Here is a 19580-nt window from a genome sequence, read left to right on the forward strand (position 1 = left end):
GATGTGTGTCATGAAAGGGCCGTTCAGGTCATAAAACGTCCTGAACGGCCCTTTCATGACATGGGGACGGCATTAGGCGGACAGTTTCCGGGCTGGGACGACGATCACCTGCGGCCTCGGGCGAGAAGACGCCCATTTGCGGGCCGCCCTGAGATCACGGATGACAGCCTCAGGATCAGAACGCAGCTTGCTCGGCAAAGTCTGTACAACCACGATGCCGTTCGCCGCGTAGCGGTTGTTCCGCTCGACGGTCTTCGCGAAGAGCGCACCTTTCTGGTGGAACTCCCAAGAATCGATCTCCCAGGCCATGGCGACTTCGTCGTCCCAGAGATCGGACATCGCGATGAGCCGGCCATCCGGGCCGAAGATCTTGACGTTGCACATCGGCTCGGGGAGTCCGGCGCGTCGCCACAGTGCGACGGCGTCGAGCTCCGGCACGGACCGAACGTCGTCCGTGAGTCTGTGCAATACCGACCTCGGCAACGCGGTACCCCGGCGGCTGCCGGAGTCCAGTTCGGCCACCAGATCGTGGTGAGTGCACAGACCCGATTCGAGAGCTTCGAGCAGGGTGGCGCTCACCAGGTCGAAGTCACGTATACGGCGGAGACCGTCCAAAACCGCCCGATTCGGCGGGGCAAGAGGTACGTCGTTAAGGACGACCGGCTCGGGGAAGTGCTTCGTCCGCTCGACGATCGTGAAGTTCGCGCTCGTGAATCTGTGTTCTTCGGGGACGAGCACATGAACCGCTCGGGTCTTGAGCGTCGCTGACAGCCCGTAGAAGCGCAGTGCCTCGAATCCGGTCACCATGCCGCGGTGATCGCAGTGCAGGAGGGCGGCTTCGATGCGTTGACGCGTCGTCGGAGGTGTTCGGGACAAGAGCACGATCCCTGGCAACAAATGTGTCCATGGACCGCCGGGTTGGCATCTGCGATATGTCGTGCGCTGGGGCACGCCCAGCTGTTCGAGCCGCCAAGCCGTGATCACGCCGTGGCTGCTGTGCTCGAGTAGTAGGGACTGGGTCAGGAGGAGCTTGGATTTGGTCATGTCGGGAATGATCGGCCCGACCTCCGACAGAATCCGCCACGGATATGTCATGAAAGGGCCGTTCAGGACATAAAACGTCCTGAACGGCCCTTTCATGACACTTCTGGCGCGTCTCCGGCTACTTTCCCGAGGCGGCCTTGATGAACTTCGCCAGGTCCTTCGCCTGCCGCACCCGCGACTCCTCGTGCACGTACATCATGTGCCCGGCCGGGTAATACGCCGTGTCGATGTTCTCCCGCAGTTCCTCGGGAATCTGAAGCCGCGCCAGCACGTGCTCCGACGCGAAGTACGGCGTCGCGCCATCGTAGTGACCGAAGGCGACGTGCACCCGAAGGTGCGGGTTCGCCCGCATGGCCGAGGCGAGCGAGTCCACAGAGGACACTGAGCGTCCCTCGAAGTCCGAGTACGACCAGGCCTTGAAGACGTCCGTCGAGAGGATCTCGTACGGCAGGTCGTTCTCGTATCCCAGTTCGGCCCGCACATAGTGGTTGAGCCCGCCCGTGTAGGCGCCGATGATCCGCGAGATCGACGGGTCGTCGCTCATGTGCTCGCGGCCGCCGTCGGGCTCCCACGTGGTGAACCGGCCGTCCATCCGCCCGACGACCAGCCCCTTGTCCCGCAGCAGTTCGGTGAAGTACCGCACGTGCTCGATCCGCAGGTTGACCCGGTCCACATAGGACTCACTAAGTCCGGTCAGCGAAGCGAGTGTCGCCACCGCTTCCGCGCGGTCCTGTGTGGACAGACGGGCGCCGCGGGCGAGGGCCCAGGGGAGTTCCTTGGCCGCGAAGTCCTCGGCGTCGGCGAGGACGTCGTCGAGCGGCCGGTCGCCGTGGAGACCGTGGTAGTGCGCGATCGCCGCGTAGGTCGGCACGTAGAGCGAGTACGGCAGGTCGTTGCCCTCGGTGAACCGCAGTGTGCCCAGGTCCAGCACGGACGAGATCAGCAGGAGCCCGTTGAAGTACATCCCGTGGCGTTCCTGCAGATGCGACGCCAGCCCGGCCGCGCGGAGCGTGCCGTACGACTCGCCGGCCAGGAACTTCGGCGACAGCCAGCGCTGTTTGCGCGAGACCCACAGCCGGATGATCTCGCCGATCGACTCGATGTCGGCGGTGTACCCGTGGTACTCCTTGGCCGCCTCGCCGTCCACGGCGCGGGAATAGCCGGTCGACACCGGGTCGATGAACACCAGGTCGCTGTGCGCCAGCAGGGTTTCCTGGTTGTCGGTCAGCCCGTAGGGCGGCGCGACCGGGTCGTCGACATCGCCGGAAAGCACGCGGCGCGGGCCGAGCAGGCCCATGTGCAGCCAGACACTCGCCGAGCCGGGCCCGCCGTTGAACGCGAACGTGACCGGCCGCGAGCCGGGCTCCGCGTCGTCGAGCGTGTAGGCGGTCAGGAACACCTCGGCCTTGGCCTTGTGGCCCTCGGACTTGCCGTCGGTGATGACCTCCTTCCGCAGCACGATCCGCCCGGTCTGGGCGGTGTACGCGAGCTTCTTGCGCTTGAGCGTCAGCGTGTGCTTCGTGGTGACCAGGTCGTCGGTCGGCTCGACCTTGGTTTCCACCGACGGGGTGTCCTTCTCGTCGGTGGCCTTCGAATCGGGATTCGTGTCCGGCATGCCTCCAACTTACTGGCAGTCTGTAGGAGTGGACATCGTCACGGCGCATGATCGCCCGAGCACGCCCGGGCAGGCGGTCGAGATCCAGGAAACCCTGCGTGGCCTGGTCGATCTCGAAGATCGCTGTCCACAAGAGATCGTCACGGTCACCGGGCTGGACGTCGCGTACGACGAGGCCAGCGGCCTGATCGCCGCGGCCGCCGTCACCCTCGAAACCTCCGGATTCCGCGTCGTGGAAAAGCGATCGGTCGTCTCCCGGGTTTCGTTCCCGTACGAACCGGGCTTTTTCGCGTTTCGCGAGCTTCCTCCGCTGCTCGACGCCCTCCGCGCGCTCGATCACGTCCCGGATCTGCTGGTCTGCGATGGGCACGGCCTGGCGCACCCGCGCCGATTCGGGCTCGCCTGCCACGTCGGGGTCGTGACCGGCCTGCCGTCCATCGGGGTCGGCAAGACCCGGTTCGTCGGTGAGCACGACGAACCCGGCGGCACCCGTGGCTCGCGGGCACCGCTGCTGGACAAAGGCGAGGTCGTCGGCTCGGTCCTGCGCACCCAGGACGATGTGAAGCCCGTTTACGTCTCCGTCGGTCACAAGATCTCGCTGGAGAACGCGTGCTGCCAGGTGCTGCGGCTGGCACCGTCGTTCCGTCAGCCGGAGACGACCCGGCACGCCGACCGCCTCGCCCGGGACACCCTGAAAGAAGCGTTATGAGGTTCCGTTCGCTCGCCGAACTCGACGCCGAGGTCGTGGACTGCCGTGCCTGCCCGCGGCTGGTCGCCTGGCGCGAGGAGATCGCCGTGGTCAAACGGGCGGCGTTCGCCGGCGAGACCTACTGGGCCCGGCCGGTACCCGGCTTCGGACCGCCGGACGCGTCACTGGCCATCGTCGGCCTGGCTCCCTCCGCGCACGGCGCGAACCGGACCGGCCGCCTGTTCACCGGCGACCCGTCCGGTGACGTTCTCTTCAAGGCGCTTCACCGGGTCGGGGTGGCGTCGCAGCCGACGTCGACCCATATAGGTGACGGGCTCGAGCTGCGGGGCACCCGGATGGTCTCCCCGGTGAGATGCGCGCCACCCGCCAACAAGCCCACACCTGAGGAACGGGAAACCTGCCGATCGTGGCTCGCGGCCGAACTCGCGTTGCTGAAGCCGACGCTGAAGGCCGTCGTGGTGCTCGGCGCGTTCGGCTGGCAGGCGTTGCTGCCGGTGCTCGCGGAGGCGGGCTGGCCGGTGCCCGCGCCACGCCCGAAGTTCGGTCACGGGGTGGAAGTGGAACTCGGCGACCTGCGCCTTTTCGGCTGTTACCACGTGTCGCAGCGCAATGTCCAGACCGGCCGCCTAACGCTTGACATGGTGTGCGACGTCCTGGCCTCCGCGACCTCGGCGGCCGGCCTGAACTGAATCGGTGCGGAAACCGTGGCGACGCTGGTCACAGCCGGATGGGGTCTGCGAGCGATCTCAGCAGATGGGTGCGACTATAGGAATATGGCTGGTGTTAAGTCGGAACCGACACGGATCCTCGTCCTTGGTGGTGGGTACGTCGGGCTCTACACGGCGTACGGGCTCCAGAAGATGCTCCGGGCCAACGAAGCGTCCGTGACGGTCGTTGATCCGCAGCCGCACATGACCTATGCCCCCTTCCTGCCCGAGGCGGCGGCCGGTGCGATCGAACCGCGGCACGTGGTCGTGCCGCTGAGGCGCGTGCTCAAGCGCTGCCACGTGCTCACCGCGCGCGTGACGAAGATCGAGCACGAGCGCAAAGCCGTGACGGTCGAGGCCGCCGACGGGCACGTCGAGCAGCTGAACTACGACGTCCTCGTGGTCGCGCTCGGCGCCGTCGCGCGCATCCTGCCGATCCCGGGCCTGGTCGAGGAAGGTATCGCCTTCAAGACCATCGGCGAGGCGATCTACCTGCGCAACCACGTCATGACGAAGCTGGACGAGGCCGCCAGCACGCTCGATCCCGAGCAGCGCAAGCGCCTGCTGACGTTCACCGTCGTCGGCGGCGGGTTCGCCGGTATCGAAGCGCTCGCCGAACTCGAGGACATGACCCGGTTCGCGGTGGAGAACTACTACCCGAACCTCAAGGTCGAGGACATCCGCTGGGTGCTCGTCGAGGCCGCCGGGCGGATCCTCCCCGAGGTGCGCGAGACGCTCGGTGTGTACACCGTCGAGCAGCTCGAGAAGCGCGGCATCGAAGTCTATTTGTCGACAGCCGCGAAGTCGTTCGAGAACGGCCACGTCGTGCTCTCGGACGGCACCGAATTCGACACCGACACGATCATCTGGACCGCCGGGGTGAAGGCGAACCCGGTGCTCGCCAGCTCGGACCTGCCGCTGGACAAGCGCGGCCGGGTCGAGGCCACCGCCGCGATGCAGGTCGTCGGGCACCCCGACGTCTGGACCGCCGGTGACAACGCCGCCGTGCCGGACCTCTCGCGTACCGAGCAGGACCCGACCGCGACCTGCCCGCCGAACGCGCAGCACGCCGTCCGTCAGGCGCGTCTGCTGTCGAAGAACATCATCAAGGTGATCCGCGGCGGCAAGCCGAAGGACTACTACCACAAGAACCTGGGTGCGGTGGCCAGCCTCGGCCTGCACAAGGGTGTCGCCGACGCGCTGAACCTGAAGATCAAGGGCTTCCCGGCCTGGCTCTTCCACCGCGCGTACCACCTCAAGGCGATGCCGACGTGGAACCGCAAGATCCGCATCCTGTTCGACTGGATGCTCGGTGGCCTGTTCCGGCGCGAGGTCATCTCGCTCGGCCAGATCAACAACCCGCGCGAGGAGTTCGACCGGCTGTCGAAGTCCTGACTTCGTGGTTCCGTGAAGGCCTCCTTCCCTACGTTCAAGGTAGGGAAGGAGGCCTTCACGGCGTTCGCGCTCCGGCTCTTCCGGCTCCGCGAGGAGCTCGGACTCCGTTGGCTCGAATATCGGCGTACTGAAGCGGCGAGCTGACAGGGATCGCCTAGGCTGTCGGTGCCCCGGTAGCCCAACTGGCAGAGGCAGTCGACTTAAAATCGACACAGTGCGGGTTCGATCCCCGTCCGGGGCACGAACGGCGTTCCGGACCTGAAGTGTTCCGCTCTGTGGACATGCTGGTCCGCGCGGTCGGCCGCTGCCGACAATGAGCCGCATGACCGGAACCGGCCTGACCGACGAAGCCACCTACGACCGCAAGCGGATCGAGCAATGGCGGGCGGGGAACGCGCTGTCGCGGCGCGGGATGCTCCGGCTGACGGCCGGCGGCTCGCTCGCGCTGACGGCGCTCGGCGCGCTTCCGTCCGGTACGGCGTCGGCGGCCACACCGATCGTGAAACCCCTGCCGCCGGAGATCTTCGAGATCTACGGCACCAACGCGGAGACGCGCTGGGAGGCGCTGAGCGGCCAGGGCTATCTGACCCCGGTCGAACGGTTCTTCGTGCGGAACCACACCGCCACTCCGGCGATCGACGTCGGCACCTGGCGGCTGAAACTCTTCGGGAGCGGGCTGCGTGGTGGGCCGGTCGAGTTCAGCTACCGGGATCTGCTCCGATTGCCGTCCGAGACGATCACTTCCGCCATCGAATGCGCGGGCAACGGACGGAGCTACTTCACCAGCCAGCAAGGGCAAACGGTGTCGGGCACGGCCTGGAAGCTCGGCGCGATCGGCGTCGCGCGCTGGCGTGGTGTCCGGCTCGCCACGGTGCTGGCCAAGGCGGGCCTGACGCGGAACGCGGTCGACGTCCTGCCGGAGGGGCTGGACGCCGATTACGTCACCGGCGGGGTCAACCTGGGAAAGGTGCGTCGTCCGCTGCCGGTCGAGAAGGCGCTGCAGGACGTTCTGCTGGCGTATGAGATGAACGGGCAACCGCTCCCGCCGGATCACGGCCATCCGGTCCGGCTCGTCGTGCCGTCCTGGGCCGGAATCTCGTCGATCAAATGGCTGGGGCGCATCGAAGTCTCCGAAACGCCACTGGTGTCCCCGTGGAGCACGCAGTACTACCGGCTGCTCGGGCCGGGCTATCCGGCGGAGGGCACGCTCGTGACCCGGCAGGTGGTCAAGAGCGCGTTCGAACTGCCCTGGAACGCCGAGTTCGCGGCCGGTGACAGAAAGGTGCTGCGCGGCCGCTCGTGGTCAGGCAACGGCCGGATCCGGCGGGTCGACGTCGATACCGGAAACGGTTGGCGGCAAGCGAAGTTCGTGGGCGCGGCGGCGGACCGGGGGTGGCAGCGTTGGGAGATCCCCTGGCGTGCAGGCGTTCCCGGTGTCCACACGCTGCGGGCGCGTGCCACCGACATCACCGGTGTCACCCAGCCCGAGGTCACCCCGCACAACACCCAGGGCTACCTGTTCGACGCCATCGTCCGGCATCCGGTCCGGGTGGTGTGAGATGACGCAGTCGGTCGCGGTGAGCATCGAGCCGACCGTCGAGCTGACCCTGGCGTTGCGGGTGAGCACCGACTCCGAGCACGCCGCCTCGATCGCCGCACGCCTCCTGGAGTCCTTTGAGGACACTGTTGGCGTGACGCTGACCGCGCGGACCGTCCAAACCGGCCAGGTCGTCGAACTCGCCGGACGGCGGCGGTCCAGTGAGTCCGCCCCGCCGCTGCGGATCGAGCCGGATTCGCGGCGAGTGCTGCTGCGCGGCGAGGTGCTGGAGTTCACCAGGCTCGAGTTCGACCTCCTGCTGTTCCTGAGCCGGAATCCGGACCGCGTCTTCGACCGCATCACGCTGATGGAGCGGGTGTGGGGCCTGTCCGGCGGCAACGTCCGGACCGTGGACGTCCATGTCCGCAAGATCCGGGGCAAGCTGGAACCCGTGCTGACACCGATCGCGACGGTGCGCGGGGTCGGTTACCGGTTCGACGGGGCGGGGCAGGTGCTCATCGCGGACTGAGCCGTCGGCCGGGCAAAGCCGGGATGTCAGGATACGAACGTGAATCCCACTTACGTCCTGCTCCACGGTTCCAACAGCGCCTCGTTCACCTGGGGACCGCTGCAACGCGAGCTCGCCCTGCTCGGCCACCGCACGCTGGCCGTCGACCTTCCCGGCCACGGCTTCGCCGCCGGTTTCCACGCCGCTTACCAGGCGCCGCAAGACCTCGAAGCGCTGGCCACGGCGCCGTCGAACCAGGCGGGCGCCACCTTGGCCGAGGCCGTCGAGCAGGTGGTGGACGTCGTGCGCAAGGTCGCCGAGCACGGTCCCGTCATCCTGGTCGGGCACAGCCGCGGTGGGCTCCCGCTCACCGGCGTCGCGAACGCCGTCCCGGAGCTGATCGACCGGATCGTCTACATCTCCGCGTGGTGCTGCGTCGACGCGACGGTGGGCGAGTACATGCAGGGGCCCGAGTACGCGAGCAGTGCACTCAACGACGTCGGCGGCGTCGTCGTCGCGAATCCGGCCGAACTCGGCGCGCTCCGGATGAACTGGCGCACCGCCGATCCCGCGCTGCTGGCGGCGTTGAAGATCGCGATGATCGAGGACGGCACCGACCAGGAGTTCTTCGCCTACCTCAACACGCTCGAACCGGACGAGAGCCTCGACGCCGGCACCGAACTCGCCGACGCCGCCACTTGGGGCCGGATCCCGCGCACCTACATCAGGCTCACCGAAGACCGGTCGATGCCGCTCGCGCTGCAGGACCGTTTCATCAAGGAGGCGGACGCGCTCACCCCGGGCAACCCGACGGACGTGCGGTCGCTGACGAGCAGCCACGTCAGGTTCCTCGTGCACCCGCAGGAGGCCGCCGCCATCCTCGCCGGGCTCGCGTGATGACGGACGCGCGGTTCACCAAAGGGCATCTGATCACCTTGCTGATCAGTTCCGCGATCGGCGTGGGATTCGGTGCCGGATGGTGGTTCTTCGGCGCCTCCTCCGTCGGAGACGGATCGACGCCGCTGGTCGTCGTGGGCATCGTCGCGGTGCTGGGCTTGGTGGGCTGGCTCGTCCTGACCGCCCGCCGGGGTGCCGGGCTGCCCGCGGGCGGCGGCCGGGAGGAAAGCCCGTTCGGCAAGCAGTACGGGATCGCCGTGCTGCTCATGCTGGTGGGGATCTTCGCCGGAGCGCGAGTGTTCTCAGCGGTCTTCGAACTTCCCGAAGCCGTGCCGGCGTGGGTGCTCTTCGTGGTCGGCCTGCACTTCCTGCCATTTGCGAAATTGTTCGGCTCACGGCGTTTCCTGGTGCTGAGCGCGCTGTTGTGCGCTGTCGCCGTACTGGCCGCCGTGCTCGCGATCGCGGGCTGGACCGCGGCCTGGCAGCTCGTGCCCGGCTTCGGAGGCGCCGTGGTCCTCTGGGGGACCGTCGCCGCCGGGCTGCTCGCGACGGAAGGTCAGGGAGCGACGAGCCCGGCTTCGTAGGCGAAGATCGTCAGCTGGACCCGGTTGGTCGCGTCGAGTTTCGCGAAGATCCGGGTGATGTGGGTCTTCACCGTCGCCTCGCTCAGGTGCAGTTCCGCGCCGATTTCGGCGTTGGTCCCGCCTTGCGCGACGGCGGTGACGATCTGCCGCTCACGTTCGGTCAAGGTGTCCAGCCCGGCTCGCGCCCGATGACGGCGCGGGCTCGTCCTGGTCGCGACGAAATGCCCGATGAGTTTCCGTGTCGTCCTCGGCGAGAGCATCGCCTCACCCGCCGCGACCACGCGCACCGCGTCGATGATCTCCTGCGGCGAGCCCTCCTTCAGCAGGAACCCGCTGGCGCCCGCGCCGAGCGCGTCGAAGACGTATTCATCGAGATCGTAGGTGGTGAGCACGAGAACTTTCGGCGGGTTGGGGAGCGCGGTGACCGCGGCGGTCGCGGTGAGACCGTTCATCCGCCGCATCCTGATGTCCATCAGCACGACGTCGGGCGCGTGCATGGACACCTTCGGCACGGCTTCGTCGCCGTCACCCGCTTCCGCGACGACCTCGATGTCGCCCGTGCTGGACAGGATCATCGACAAACCGGTTCGCACGAGCGGGTCGTCGTCGACGAGCAGCACTCGCAGTGGGCGCTGGTTCACCCGGACAGGTTAGTGGTGTCCCCACGGTAGCCAAGCCCGGACGGCGAATGTGCGCTCTTCGGTGGGGCCGGCGCTGACGTTGCCGCCGATCAGCGTGACACGCTCACCGATCCCGGTCAGTCCGGCTCCCGCGCCCGGCGGCTTTCCCGCCGCGGCGATCGCGGGCAGCGGATTGACGACCTCGACGGTGAGCCCGTTCCCAGGCCCGCCGCGAACCGAAACCTCGGCCGTCGCGCCAGGAGCGTGTTTCAGGATGTTCGTCATCGACTCCTGCACGATCCGGTACGCGGTCGTGCCGAGCAACGCCGGCGCGCCGCCCGCGTCGTCGAGCAGGATCGTCACGTTGACCCCCAAACCCGCCCGGCGGGCGTTGGCCACGAGTTCGGGGATGTCCGCCAGCGTCGGCTGCGGCGGCTCCGGATGGATTCCGTTCTCGCTGGTTTCGCCGAAACCCTGGCCATCGCGGAGGACCCCGATGACCTGCCGCAGATCTTCGAGCGACTGGCGCGCGGTCGTGCGGACGGTTTTCGCCGCTTCCGTCGTCGCGGGTCCCTTGCTGACTTCGAGCGCACCGGCTTGCAAGGACAGCAGCGAGAGCCGGTGCCCGAGGACGTCGTGCATCTCGCGCGCGATCCGGGTGCGCTCCGCGCGACGGGTCATTTCGGCGCGGAGTTCTTCTTCCTTGGCTTCACGGATCGCGAGCGTGTCCTGCATCCCGCGGACGACTCCGACGGTGAGCGGCACGGCCGTCATCACGACGGCGACCGTCAACGTCCCCATCAGTTGCACGGCGGAGAACTGCTTGCCGACGATCTGCCCCGCGACGGTCACGTCGGGATGGCGGTTGGCGTCGCCGAACAACGCCCACGCGGTGGCGACGTAGACCAGGACGGACCCGCTCCACAGGACGCGGTCGCGGCGGCGCGCGGCCAAGGCGGCGAGGGCGACCAACGCGGCCAGCGCGTCGGACCGGAAACAGAGCGGGGGTACCAAGGCGATGCCGAGCACGAGTTCCGGCCATTTGTGCCGCCAGCAGAGCATGACCGCGGCCGCGATCCCGGTGAAGAAGCCGAGCGTGGACCACCATGTCGGATCGAAGGATTGCGTCGCCGGAAGGTAACCCTGGGCGCTGAAGACGAAAATGCTGCTGATCACGCACGCCGCGACCGCCACGACGGTGAGCACCACACCGAGCACACGCCTTGCCATGCGCTGAGCGTACGCAAACCCGCTTGGCCGGAGGCATCAGCGGAAACGGTCCTTCACGACGCGTGGATTACGACTTTCGTCGTACCGGGTTCGCGCGCCGAGGACGACGCGGGCACCTCGCGATCGCTGGTTGTATGCCGCCTCGTTCATCCCTTTGGAAAGGAAAATCCCCCGTGCCCCAGCAAACCCCCTACACGCCGGCCCCGCAAGCCCCCGCCAGCCCGATGCCGCCGCGCAACGGCATCGGCGTCACGGGCTTCGTCCTCGGCCTGGTGGGGCTGGTCTTCTCCCCGATCCCGTTCGTCGGCGTCATCGCCTGGCCGCTGGTGATCCTCGGCCTGATCTTCTCGATCATCGGGCTGATCCGCGTCAAGAACGGGAAGGCCTCCAACAAGGGGCTCTCCATCACCGGTATCGCCTTGTCCGCGCTCGGCCTCGTGGTCTGCGTGGTGTGGATCTTCGTGTTCAACGCGGCGGTCAACGAGGTCAACGACGAAATCAACCGCACCGCCAAGGTGTCCTACGAGGTCACCGGCGACGCCACGAACGTCGAGGTCATCTACGGCGAGGTCCTCAACCCCGTCACGGAGACCGTCCCGGCGCTGCCGTGGAACAAGGAAGTCGAGAACAAGGGCGTCTACAAGGGCGGGACGCTCACCGTCACGACCGGCGAGACCGGTGGATCCGTCACCTGCAAGATCACCGTCGACGGTGCGGTGGTCTCCACCAAGACCGCTTCCGGCGAATTCGCGATGGCCGCCTGCACCGGAGTGTGACGGTCGGACCGTGAAAGGCCTCCTTCGCCATTCTCGGGGTGGCGGGGAGGCCTTCGCGTTTCCGGCATGATGCGGTCATGACCGAGCCCGTCCATCCGTTCGCCCCACCCGCCAACGAACGTCACTGGATCGAAACCGTCACCGAACTGGCGAAGGATTTCGCCGCGAGCGCCGCCGAGTTCGACGAAACGGCCGAGCTTCCCATCGACAACCTCCGTGCCTTGCACGCGGCCGGACTCGACCGGGCCACCTTGCCCGCGGAGTTCGGCGGCGAAGACCGGACCTACGGCGAGATCGTCCGGATCGTCAGCGCGGCCTGTTCTTCGACGGCGTGTATCTGGGTGATGCACATCGGCGCCGCCGTCGGACTCGCCCAGTTGTCCGCCCCTGATGTGGGGCGCTTCTACGCCGACGAGCTGATCGGCGGCAAGCGTTTCGCCAACGCGCTGTCGGAACCGAGCAGCGGCAACATGTTCCTGATGCCGCAACAGGCCGCCGAGCCCGTGGACGGCGGATACCGGCTCACCGGCGCCAAGCGGTTCGTCTCCGGTTGCGAGGTCGCCGACCACTTCCTGGTCAACGCGCTCGTCGGCGGCGTGCCCACGTTCTTCGGCGTCGCGCCGGACGACACGATGACCTTCGTTCCCATCTGGGACACGATGGGATTGCGCGCCAGCCGAAGCCAGCTCGTCTCGTTCGAAGGCACAGTTCTGCGGGAGGACCGCCGGTGCCCGCCGTCGACCGTGCGGCGGCCGAACCACATCGCGGCCGGCCTCGCCTTCCTGTCGCTGGGGATCGCCGACGCTGCGGAGCAGGCGCTGATCTCGCACGCCCGGAGCCGCGTCATCCCCGCGACCGGGGAGCCGCTCGCCGGAATGCAATGGCTGCAGTTCGAAGTCGCGGACGTCCACGCCCGTCTCGAAGCGTCGCTCATGTACGCCCGGAACATGGCGTGGCTGGCGGATCAGAACTCGCCGGAGTTCCTGCCCGCGACCATGACGGCGAAGGTGCTCGCGAACGACATCGCCCGTGACGTCGCCCAAGTCGCGCTGAAAGCCGGCGGGGGATCGGGCTTCCTGCGCACTTCGCCGATCCAGCGGCTGTTCCGGGACGCGCAGGCGGGCGGGCTGATGGCCTATTCGGCGGAAGTCAGCAAGGACCGGATCGGGAAGACGGTGCTGCTGCCGCAGGACTGACCTCGGATGGCCGGCCGGGTGACGTCAAGCCCGGCCGGTCCCGCCGGAGCGGGTCAGCAGCAGCCGCTGCCGCAGCAATCGCAGTCGCACCAGTCGTCGTTCCGCATGGTCATCCACCTCCTCCCTCGGGTCCGCATTCGGGCGGGCACCAGGCGCCGGGAAGCGGATCGGCGCATTCGTCGCCGGACATCCCGGACAGCAGGGAAGTGAGCTCGGCGCGCAGCTCGCCGAGGCGCGCCATCTCCGCTTCGATTTCGGCGAGATGGCGTTCCAGCATGGTTTCGGCGGGTTCGCACGGGCACACCCCGGTGTCGCGCACGCTCAGCAGGTCACCGATCTCCGTCAGCGTCAGCCCGAGCCGCTGGGTGCCACGGATGAACCGCAACCTGTCGATGACGTCCTCGTCGTAGCGCCGGTGTGCCCCGGTCGTCCGCGCGGGCGCGGGCAGAAGACCGATGCGCTCGTAGTAGCGCACGGTGTCCGGCCGGACTCCGGCGCGAGAGGTCACCTGGGACATGGTCAACGCCGTCAGCGCCTTCGCCGCTTCGGTTCGCATGATCCGAGGGTAGAACTTGGACCCGGCTCCAGAATCAAGTCCGAATTCGAGGGGGCTCACGAAGAGAAGACGACAGCCCGGCGCGTCCGCATCATTCGAGAGGGTGGAAACGGCGAGAGGACGGCACGGTGACTGACTTCCGGTACGTGATCAGGGACCTCACCACGGAGGGTGAACAGGTCGATGCCCTGGTGGCCGGCCTGGACGACGCGGGATGGGAGCTGCCGACCCCCGCGGCGGGCTGGTCGGTCAAACACCAGATCGCGCATCTCTCCTTCATCTTCAAGATCGCCGGATTGTCCGCGGGCGAGCCGCAGAGGTTCGCCGAAGTCATGAAGAGCTCGATGGTGCGCGGTTTCGACGCCGCGGTCAACGCGGCTCTCGACGACTACCTCGGCGACCCCAACGAGGTCGTGCTCAGCCGCTGGCGTGCCGAACGCGACGCCGGGATCAAGGCGCTCGCCGCGGTCCCGGCGGACCAGGTCGTCCCGTGGCTGGTCAACCCGCTGCCGCCGGCCATCCTCGCCTGCGCCGGGATGATGGAACTGTTCGCCCACGGGCAGGACATCGCGGACGCGCTGGGCGTGCGCCCGGAGCGGACGGACCGGCTCGCGTACCTCGTCGGTTTCGCCGTCCGGGTGCGGGACTTCGGCTACGAGGCCCGGGGGCTGACCCCGCCGGAGCAGGAGTTCCGGTTCGAGATCACCGCGCCGTCCGGGCAGTTGTGGACGTTCGGCCCCGAGGACTCCCGGCAGCGCGTCGCCGGGAGCGCGGAGGACTTCTGTCTGCTGGTCACCCGGCGCCGTCACCGCGACGACCTCGACGTCCGCGCCGAGGGCGCGCTGGCGGACCAGTGGCTCGACATCGCGCAGGCGTACCGCGGTCCCGCGGGCGAGGGACGCTCGCCGGGACAGTTCGGCCGGTGAAAATTTCGCCACGTCCGCGGTGATTGGGCATCCTGGAAGACGCGGTCAACTCCGCTCGGTGCGATCGTCGATGGCACACGGGGTCTAGGAGGCGATCGTGGCACGGGTGTGGCTGATCAGACATGGCGAAAGCGAATCCAACGCGGGGCTTCCCGGCGGCGAGCCGGGAGCTTCGGCGTTGACCGAACTCGGCCGGCGGCAGGCCGTCGAAATCGCGGATTCGCTGGCCGAACCGCCTCGTTTGATCGTGACGTCGCCGTTCTTACGGGCGCGGCAGACCGCCGAGCCGACGATCGAGCGGTTCCCCGGCGCGGAGCGTGAGGAGTGGCCTGTCCAGGAGTTCACCTTTCTCGGCGAACTCCATGGACAGGTCACCACCACCGCCACCCGCAAGCCGTACACGGAGGCCTACTGGTCCCGCGCCGACCCGCACCACGCGGTGAACGGCGCGGAATCCTTCGCCGCTCTCTTCATCCGGACCCAGGAATTCCTGGCACGGCTGGGAGAACGGGAACCCGGGCCGATCGCCGTCTTCACGCACGGCCTCTTCATCCGCGCGGTCATGTGGTCACTGCTGACCGGGACCACCACCCCGGACAGTGCGGCCATGCACCGATTCCGCACTTTCGCCGACACCTACGTCGTGCCGAACGGCAACATCACCGAACTGCGGTACACGCCCGGGAAGCGGATTCCGCGCATGGTGGTCCCGCTCGCCTCCCGGTTCGCCGACCGTTAGGGCTTCAGTAGCAGCCGGAGCTCGTTCACCCCGGTCATGTGCGGGCTGGGGATGAACGACGGCGGAACAGCCGGATCGGTGCGCAGATCCGGGAAACGGTCCAGCAGGATGTTGAGCGCCGTCTTGCCTTCGAGCCGGGCGAGCGGGGCGCCGATGCAGAAATGGATTCCGCGTCCGAAGGCCAGATGCGGGTTGTGCGCCCGTGCCGGGTCGAAGACGCCCGGATCCGTGAAGGTGCGCGGATCCCGGTTCGCCGCGGCGACCCAGATGCCCAGCATGCTGTCCGCCGGGATCGTCTGGCCACCCAGTTCGACTTCGGTCGTCGTGGCGCGGGCGACGAGTGCGAACGGGCTGAGGAACCGCAGGGATTCCTCGATGGTGGCGGGCAGCAACGCACGGTCCTCACGGACGCGCCGGTACTCGTCCGGATGGGAATCCAGGCACAGCACGGTGTTCCCGAGCAGCATCGTGGTGGTGATGTGCCCGGCGAGCAGCAGCACGTTCGCGAAGTTGACGACTTCGTTCTGCGTGAGTTTCGTGCCGTCGACCTCGGCTTCGACGAGTTTGGTCAGCAGGTCCTCGCGCGGATTCCGCCGTCGATCGTCGACGTGCTCGGAAAGGTAGTTCACCAGGTTCTTGACCTGCGCGGACGTTTCCTCGGCGGCCTTCTTGTCCTCTTCGGTCTGCTTGATCAACGACCGTTGCTGGCTGTTCCGCAGCAACGTGTCGACCCATTCCTTGAACAGGTCGCGATCACTCGCCGGGATGCCGAGGAGTTCGGCGATGACGATGACCGGCAGCGGGTAGGCCAGATGGGTCACCAATTCCATCGAGTCCGCGCCGTCGACCGCGTCGAGGAGTTCGTGCGTTAGTGCGGCGATGCGCGGTTCGAGATCCGCGACGACCTTCGGTGTGAAGGCGTGGCTCACCAGCGTGCGCAGTTTCTTGTGATCCGGAGGATCCATCTGGAGCAGATTGCCTTCGACGAACAGATCCTTGTCCGGCGAGATCTCCTTGGGGATCAGCCGGGTGGTGTCGGAAGAGAACACCTTGGGATCACTCAAGGTCTTCAACGCCTCGGCGTGGCCGTAGACGTTCCACATGCCCGTCTCGGCGTCGAAACGGACCGGGTCGGCCGGGAATTCGTCCCGCAACCAGAACTGGGCTTCGTGGACGCCCCAGGTTTCGGCGATCGTGGTCATGGCTTGCCCCCTTCTTCTCGTGGTGGAGGAGCGCGGATCAAGCGGGCTCCTCGGGACCGTCCTTCCGGTAGATCCAGGCGTGATAGGACGAGATCAGATCCTGGAACGCTTGGATCACTTCGGCCGCGGTGGCGGCCAGATTCGCGGTGGACGGTGGCTCCGGCGGCTCGAACGCCGTCCGGATGATGTGCGCGAGGGCGTCGGCCTTCTCTTCGATGGTGAGGTCGGCGCCGTCGCCGGTGAAGCTGTCCATCAGGTAGAACCCCAGCGCCGAAGCACGCAGGGAGAACAGCAGGTTCGGGATGTCGTCGCGCAGGAATCCCCGGTCGGTCATCGTCTTCAGGTACCGCTCGGTCACGACCGCGTCCTGATCCTGCAAGGGATGTTTCTTCAGTCGGCCCAGTAGTTCGGTGTTGCCGGTGATGAGCGCGCCGAGCAACGGGTTTCGCTGGGTGTACAGGAAAGCGGCCCGCTGGAACCGGTGCGGGACGACTTCCGCCGGATCTTCAGCCAGCCGCTCGAGAAGGTTCTCGGCGGCACGGAGGGATTCACGCAGGAGCAGCGCGTGGAAGAGGGTTTCCTTCGTGGGCCAGTGCAGGTAGACCGTGCCCTTCCCGATACCCGCCTGGCTCGCGATGTCCTCGATGGTCACTTTGCGATAGCCCAGCCGCGACAGCAGGACGCCGGCCGCGTCGAGGATGCGATCGGCGCGACCGGCGGTGCGGTCCGGACGTTCTGCCACGTGCGCTCCCATGTTCTGACTTCGTGACCAGATTTGCTCATCTGGTCATCCGGTCAGTTCGACGGTAGCGCCGGATGGGCTCGTCCGGCAAGGAAATCGACGAGTTCTTAACGCAGACGGTGGGCGAGCAGGAACTTCCAGATGACCGGGGTCGCGTCGATGACGGTCGGAGTGGCGGAGTCGTTGTTCGGTGCGGTGCTCGGCCAGACGTGCCCGGCTCCTTCGACCCGGTAGTGCTGAAGCGAGCAACCGAGCCATCGCTGGACGGTGACTTCGGTTTTCGGCGAGTACTGAATCGGTCGCGGGAAACAGCCGTTCCGGTCCGCCCATGCCGCGAGCCAATCCGGCAGGGTCGGCAGGCCCTTGGCGGGGTTCCCGGTGTAGGGGATCGTCGCGTCGGCCGTGCCGTGGAAATCGAGAATCGGCGCGGGGTGCGACGGGTGGCACTCGCCGCCTTGCGGGTAGAACGCGCCGGCGACCGGGGCGAACGCCGCGATCCGGCCCGGCATCCGGCAAGCGAGGACGCCGACGAACCCGCCGCCGTTCGACTTGCCCGTCGCGTAGATCCGGCGGGAATCGACGCACAGTTCCCGCTGGAGCGTGTTCAGCAGATCACTGGTGAAGAGCACGTCGTCCGCGGCGGCCGAGTACGGCGCGCCGGTCCATGCCGACTCCCCATCCGTACCCGGAAGTCCTTGCGGGTAGACGGAAATCGCGTCATACGCGGAAAACCCGGAGAGCTCCTCCTGATACTTCGACGTCCGTTTGTGGCCATGGAACGACAACACCAGCGGGTACGGCCGTGAAGACCGGTACTGCGCCGGGACGTGCACCGTGTACTCGCGGACCAGACCGCCGGACGTCAACGTCCGCAGCGTCGTCGCCCCGGCGGGGACCGGGGACGGACGCTGGCAGCCGGTCGTTCGCACCGGATGGTCGACCGGAGACGGCGTGGCCGACGCCATCGGCGCGGCGAGCAGGCTCAGACCGGCAGCGGCGGCGGCCATCAGCGCGAGACGACGCAGGTATTTCGTGGGACCAGGCACGCGATCCTCCTTGATCGGGCGGCAGGGCGGTGATCAGGGTCACTCCTGACGCGGGCCTGGTCAGCATTGTGTTCATTGAGTTTTCGGACTGCTTTTCACGTCACCCCGCCGGGCGACCCGCCTGATCGACCCGGCCTCCGTCGCGACCGGCCAGGTCAGCCGCAGGCGCGTTTCGCCGTGAGCACGCGGGTCAAGGCCTCTTCGACCCGGGCGGCCGGGAGATCGCCGGACGCCAGCGCTTGCTCCAAAGTGGCCAGCACTGTGCCGACATTGCCGCCGGAGGACCACAGCGCCTGATCCGCCCCCGCCTGCAATGCCTTGAGCACGGCCGTTTGCAGCGGGTACTGCGACGTGATCGCCTTCATCGCGCCGAGATCGTCCGTGATCACGGGGCCGTCGAACGCGTAGTCCTTCCGCAGCAGCCCGTACGCCGCCGCCGACAGGGTCGACGGCGTGCCGCCGGTCAGGTCGGGCACGTCCAGATGTCCGACCATGACGCCGATCTCGCCGTACTCGCCGATGTCGCGGTACGGAACCAGGTCGACCTTCCGCAACGAGGCCAGCGGCGGTGTCCGCACTAATCCCTTGTGGGAATCCCCGCTGGCGTGCCCGTGCCCGGGAAAGTGCTTCAGCACTGGCTGCACTCCGGCGTCCCGCAAGCCTTGCGCGAACGCCAGGACGTACTTGCGCGCGACTTCGGGATTCGCGCCGAACGACCGATCGCCGACGATGTCGCGGTCCGGCTGGTCGGTGATGTCGGCGTCGGGCGCGTAATCGACGGTGACGCCACGGGCCAGCATCTGCCGGCCTCGCTCGGCGGCCTTCGCCCGCACCTGTGCCGGTGTCAGGGTCGAGGCCATCTTGCGTGCGCTCGGCATGTCGCCGTCGAGGGCGTCGATCCGCTGGACGCGGCCGCCTTCCTCGTCGATCGCCACCGAGACCGGGACCTTCGCGGCACGCTGGACCTCGTCCAACGCGCGGTTCCGCAGAAGGGCCGTCTCGTTGCCGCCGAGGAAGATTCCGCCGACCTGCTGATCGCGTACCAGCTTCACCGCCGCCTGCGGGTCACCGGCGTTCACGCCGACCACCACCAGCTGGGCCAGCCGCTGCCGGGGGCTCATCCCGGCGATGACGGCTTCACAGCCTGGAACGGGCGCCTGCTCCACCCTCGGTGACGGCGAGGGTGAAGGCCTGCTGGAGCTGGGTGGGACTGAGGCGACGCTGCCGCGCGGCGGAGGCACCGTCCCTGCCGGCTGCGCTGATCCGGCCTCGTCGTTCGCCGTACCGCACTGCACGCTGGTGAACAGAACTGTCGCGGCTCCCAGGATGACGGTCGCCCATCGTTTCGTCGTCTTCGGTCGCCCGGAGTTCATCGGCTCGTTTCGTTCGTCGTCCATGCCGGTATCGACGGTAACCCCACTTGCCCTTTCGTACGCGCTCGCGTGCCCTTCGGTGCGTGCTTGCGCCCTGCCGGGTCTTTGGTCTCCTCTCCTTCCTCTTCTGCGTTTTCCCTTGTCAAACGGATGCTCGGACTTGACAGCTCGATCTGCT

General features: G+C 67.6%; 20 protein-coding genes and 1 tRNA gene. 12 read left to right on the forward strand and 9 right to left on the reverse strand.

The features are described 5' to 3' along the window. Window positions 1-72: 72 nt before the first annotated feature. Together ED92_RS19535 and ED92_RS19540 are read right to left on the reverse strand one after the other, a co-directional pair. Window positions 73-1044 (reverse strand): hypothetical protein, encoded by a 972-nt coding sequence (locus ED92_RS19535; RefSeq protein ID WP_052120840.1) that lies wholly within the window; start codon window positions 1042-1044, stop codon window positions 73-75. Window positions 1045-1162: 118 nt separating this feature from the next. Next, complete coding sequence (locus ED92_RS19540; RefSeq protein WP_037340732.1) at window positions 1163-2659, reverse strand: S10 family peptidase; 1497 nt, start codon at window positions 2657-2659, stop codon at window positions 1163-1165. 28 nt (window positions 2660-2687) lie between these two features. Between ED92_RS19540 and ED92_RS19545 the strand changes: the two genes are divergently transcribed. From ED92_RS19545 to ED92_RS19580, 8 genes are all read left to right on the forward strand, one after another. Next, entirely contained in the window at window positions 2688-3368 is a 681-nt protein-coding gene (locus ED92_RS19545; RefSeq protein WP_037340735.1) for an endonuclease V, read from the forward strand. Further along, entirely contained in the window at window positions 3365-4057 is a 693-nt protein-coding gene (locus ED92_RS19550; RefSeq protein ID WP_016337262.1) for a uracil-DNA glycosylase, read from the forward strand. The genes ED92_RS19545 and ED92_RS19550 overlap by 4 nt, the downstream gene beginning before the upstream one ends. Window positions 4058-4141: 84 nt before the next feature. Further along, entirely contained in the window at window positions 4142-5470 is a 1329-nt protein-coding gene (locus tag ED92_RS19555; RefSeq protein WP_005155795.1) for an NAD(P)/FAD-dependent oxidoreductase, read from the forward strand. Window positions 5471-5637: 167 nt separating this feature from the next. Further along, window positions 5638-5711: transfer RNA gene (locus ED92_RS19560), tRNA-Leu, on the forward strand. An 81-nt stretch (window positions 5712-5792) separates the two neighbouring features. Continuing rightward, entirely contained in the window at window positions 5793-7028 is a 1236-nt protein-coding gene (locus tag ED92_RS19565) for a sulfite oxidase (protein WP_037340738.1), read from the forward strand. A gap of 1 nt (window position 7029) precedes the next feature. Then, complete coding sequence (locus ED92_RS19570) at window positions 7030-7536, forward strand: winged helix-turn-helix domain-containing protein (protein WP_037340741.1); 507 nt, start codon at window positions 7030-7032, stop codon at window positions 7534-7536. 39 nt (window positions 7537-7575) lie between these two features. Next, complete coding sequence (locus ED92_RS19575) at window positions 7576-8412, forward strand: alpha/beta fold hydrolase (protein ID WP_037340743.1); 837 nt, start codon at window positions 7576-7578, stop codon at window positions 8410-8412. Beyond that, the gene (locus ED92_RS19580; RefSeq protein WP_037340745.1) at window positions 8412-8996 is read left to right on the forward strand and encodes a hypothetical protein; all 585 of its coding nucleotides are present in this window, start codon (window positions 8412-8414) and stop codon (window positions 8994-8996) included. The genes ED92_RS19575 and ED92_RS19580 overlap by 1 nt, the downstream gene beginning before the upstream one ends. Here the strand turns inward: ED92_RS19580 and ED92_RS19585 are convergent. After that, on the reverse strand, window positions 8969-9616 hold the full coding sequence (locus ED92_RS19585) for a response regulator transcription factor (protein ID WP_037340747.1): 648 nt from the start codon (window positions 9614-9616) through the stop codon (window positions 8969-8971). The two genes, ED92_RS19580 and ED92_RS19585, sit on opposite strands and share 28 nt — an antisense overlap. 30 nt (window positions 9617-9646) lie before the next feature. Continuing rightward, complete coding sequence (locus tag ED92_RS19590) at window positions 9647-10846, reverse strand: sensor histidine kinase (RefSeq protein WP_200882731.1); 1200 nt, start codon at window positions 10844-10846, stop codon at window positions 9647-9649. Window positions 10847-11070: 224 nt separating this feature from the next. On the opposite strand from ED92_RS19590, the gene ED92_RS19595 reads away from it, so the two are divergent. Beyond that, window positions 11071-11622 carry a DUF4190 domain-containing protein gene (locus ED92_RS19595; protein ID WP_037340750.1) on the forward strand — a complete coding sequence of 184 codons (552 nt, stop codon included), beginning with the start codon at window positions 11071-11073 and terminating at the stop codon, window positions 11620-11622. A 77-nt stretch (window positions 11623-11699) separates the two neighbouring features. Next, complete coding sequence (locus ED92_RS19600; protein ID WP_037340752.1) at window positions 11700-12818, forward strand: acyl-CoA dehydrogenase family protein; 1119 nt, start codon at window positions 11700-11702, stop codon at window positions 12816-12818. Between the two features lie 109 nt (window positions 12819-12927). Here ED92_RS19600 and ED92_RS19605 read toward each other — a convergent pair whose 3' ends face one another. Beyond that, window positions 12928-13374: a heavy metal-responsive transcriptional regulator gene (locus ED92_RS19605; protein ID WP_037340753.1), complete on the reverse strand. Its 447-nt coding sequence runs from the start codon at window positions 13372-13374 to the stop codon at window positions 12928-12930. 128 nt (window positions 13375-13502) lie between these two features. Between ED92_RS19605 and ED92_RS19610 the strand changes: the two genes are divergently transcribed. Together ED92_RS19610 and ED92_RS19615 are read left to right on the forward strand one after the other, a co-directional pair. Beyond that, window positions 13503-14300 (forward strand): TIGR03084 family metal-binding protein, encoded by a 798-nt coding sequence (locus ED92_RS19610; protein ID WP_037340755.1) that lies wholly within the window; start codon window positions 13503-13505, stop codon window positions 14298-14300. Window positions 14301-14397: 97 nt separating this feature from the next. Then, window positions 14398-15039 carry a histidine phosphatase family protein gene (locus ED92_RS19615; RefSeq protein ID WP_037340757.1) on the forward strand — a complete coding sequence of 214 codons (642 nt, stop codon included), beginning with the start codon at window positions 14398-14400 and terminating at the stop codon, window positions 15037-15039. On the opposite strand, the gene ED92_RS19620 is transcribed toward ED92_RS19615, so the two are convergent. The 4 genes from ED92_RS19620 to ED92_RS19635 all read right to left on the reverse strand — a co-directional run bounded on the left by ED92_RS19620 (window position 15036) and on the right by ED92_RS19635 (window position 19426). Then, complete coding sequence (locus ED92_RS19620; protein ID WP_037340759.1) at window positions 15036-16241, reverse strand: cytochrome P450; 1206 nt, start codon at window positions 16239-16241, stop codon at window positions 15036-15038. The genes ED92_RS19615 and ED92_RS19620 overlap by 4 nt on opposite strands. A 37-nt stretch (window positions 16242-16278) precedes the next feature. Continuing rightward, window positions 16279-16983, reverse strand: coding sequence for a TetR/AcrR family transcriptional regulator (locus tag ED92_RS19625; RefSeq protein ID WP_037342452.1), 705 nt, complete (start codon window positions 16981-16983; stop codon window positions 16279-16281). 107 nt (window positions 16984-17090) lie between these two features. After that, the gene (locus ED92_RS19630) at window positions 17091-18029 is read right to left on the reverse strand and encodes a PHB depolymerase family esterase (RefSeq protein ID WP_037340761.1); all 939 of its coding nucleotides are present in this window, start codon (window positions 18027-18029) and stop codon (window positions 17091-17093) included. A 155-nt stretch (window positions 18030-18184) separates the two neighbouring features. After that, a complete protein-coding gene (locus tag ED92_RS19635; protein ID WP_037340764.1) occupies window positions 18185-19426 on the reverse strand; it encodes a glycoside hydrolase family 3 N-terminal domain-containing protein in 1242 nt (413 codons plus the stop codon). Window positions 19427-19580 lie beyond the last annotated feature (154 nt).

It is taken from the genome of Amycolatopsis sp. MJM2582 (genome assembly GCF_000754115.1).
Classification (GTDB): domain Bacteria; phylum Actinomycetota; class Actinomycetes; order Mycobacteriales; family Pseudonocardiaceae; genus Amycolatopsis; species Amycolatopsis japonica.

What these genes read in the sequence shown, in the direction of transcription:
- ED92_RS19535 (WP_052120840.1), bottom strand. Translation starts at nt 1,044, where the DNA reads ATGACCAAATCCAAGCTCCTCCTGACCCAGTCCCTACTACTCGAGCAC.
- ED92_RS19540 (WP_037340732.1), bottom strand. Translation starts at nt 2,659, where the DNA reads ATGCCGGACACGAATCCCGATTCGAAGGCCACCGACGAGAAGGACACC.
- ED92_RS19550 (WP_016337262.1), top strand. Translation starts at nt 3,365, where the DNA reads ATGAGGTTCCGTTCGCTCGCCGAACTCGACGCCGAGGTCGTGGACTGC.
- ED92_RS19555 (WP_005155795.1), top strand. Translation starts at nt 4,142, where the DNA reads ATGGCTGGTGTTAAGTCGGAACCGACACGGATCCTCGTCCTTGGTGGT.
- ED92_RS19565 (WP_037340738.1), top strand. Translation starts at nt 5,793, where the DNA reads ATGACCGGAACCGGCCTGACCGACGAAGCCACCTACGACCGCAAGCGG.
- ED92_RS19570 (WP_037340741.1), top strand. Translation starts at nt 7,030, where the DNA reads ATGACGCAGTCGGTCGCGGTGAGCATCGAGCCGACCGTCGAGCTGACC.
- ED92_RS19580 (WP_037340745.1), top strand. Translation starts at nt 8,412, where the DNA reads ATGACGGACGCGCGGTTCACCAAAGGGCATCTGATCACCTTGCTGATC.
- ED92_RS19590 (WP_200882731.1), bottom strand. Translation starts at nt 10,846, where the DNA reads ATGGCAAGGCGTGTGCTCGGTGTGGTGCTCACCGTCGTGGCGGTCGCG.
- ED92_RS19595 (WP_037340750.1), top strand. Translation starts at nt 11,071, where the DNA reads ATGCCGCCGCGCAACGGCATCGGCGTCACGGGCTTCGTCCTCGGCCTG.
- ED92_RS19600 (WP_037340752.1), top strand. Translation starts at nt 11,700, where the DNA reads ATGACCGAGCCCGTCCATCCGTTCGCCCCACCCGCCAACGAACGTCAC.
- ED92_RS19605 (WP_037340753.1), bottom strand. Translation starts at nt 13,374, where the DNA reads ATGCGAACCGAAGCGGCGAAGGCGCTGACGGCGTTGACCATGTCCCAG.
- ED92_RS19620 (WP_037340759.1), bottom strand. Translation starts at nt 16,241, where the DNA reads ATGACCACGATCGCCGAAACCTGGGGCGTCCACGAAGCCCAGTTCTGG.
- ED92_RS19635 (WP_037340764.1), bottom strand. Translation starts at nt 19,426, where the DNA reads ATGGACGACGAACGAAACGAGCCGATGAACTCCGGGCGACCGAAGACG.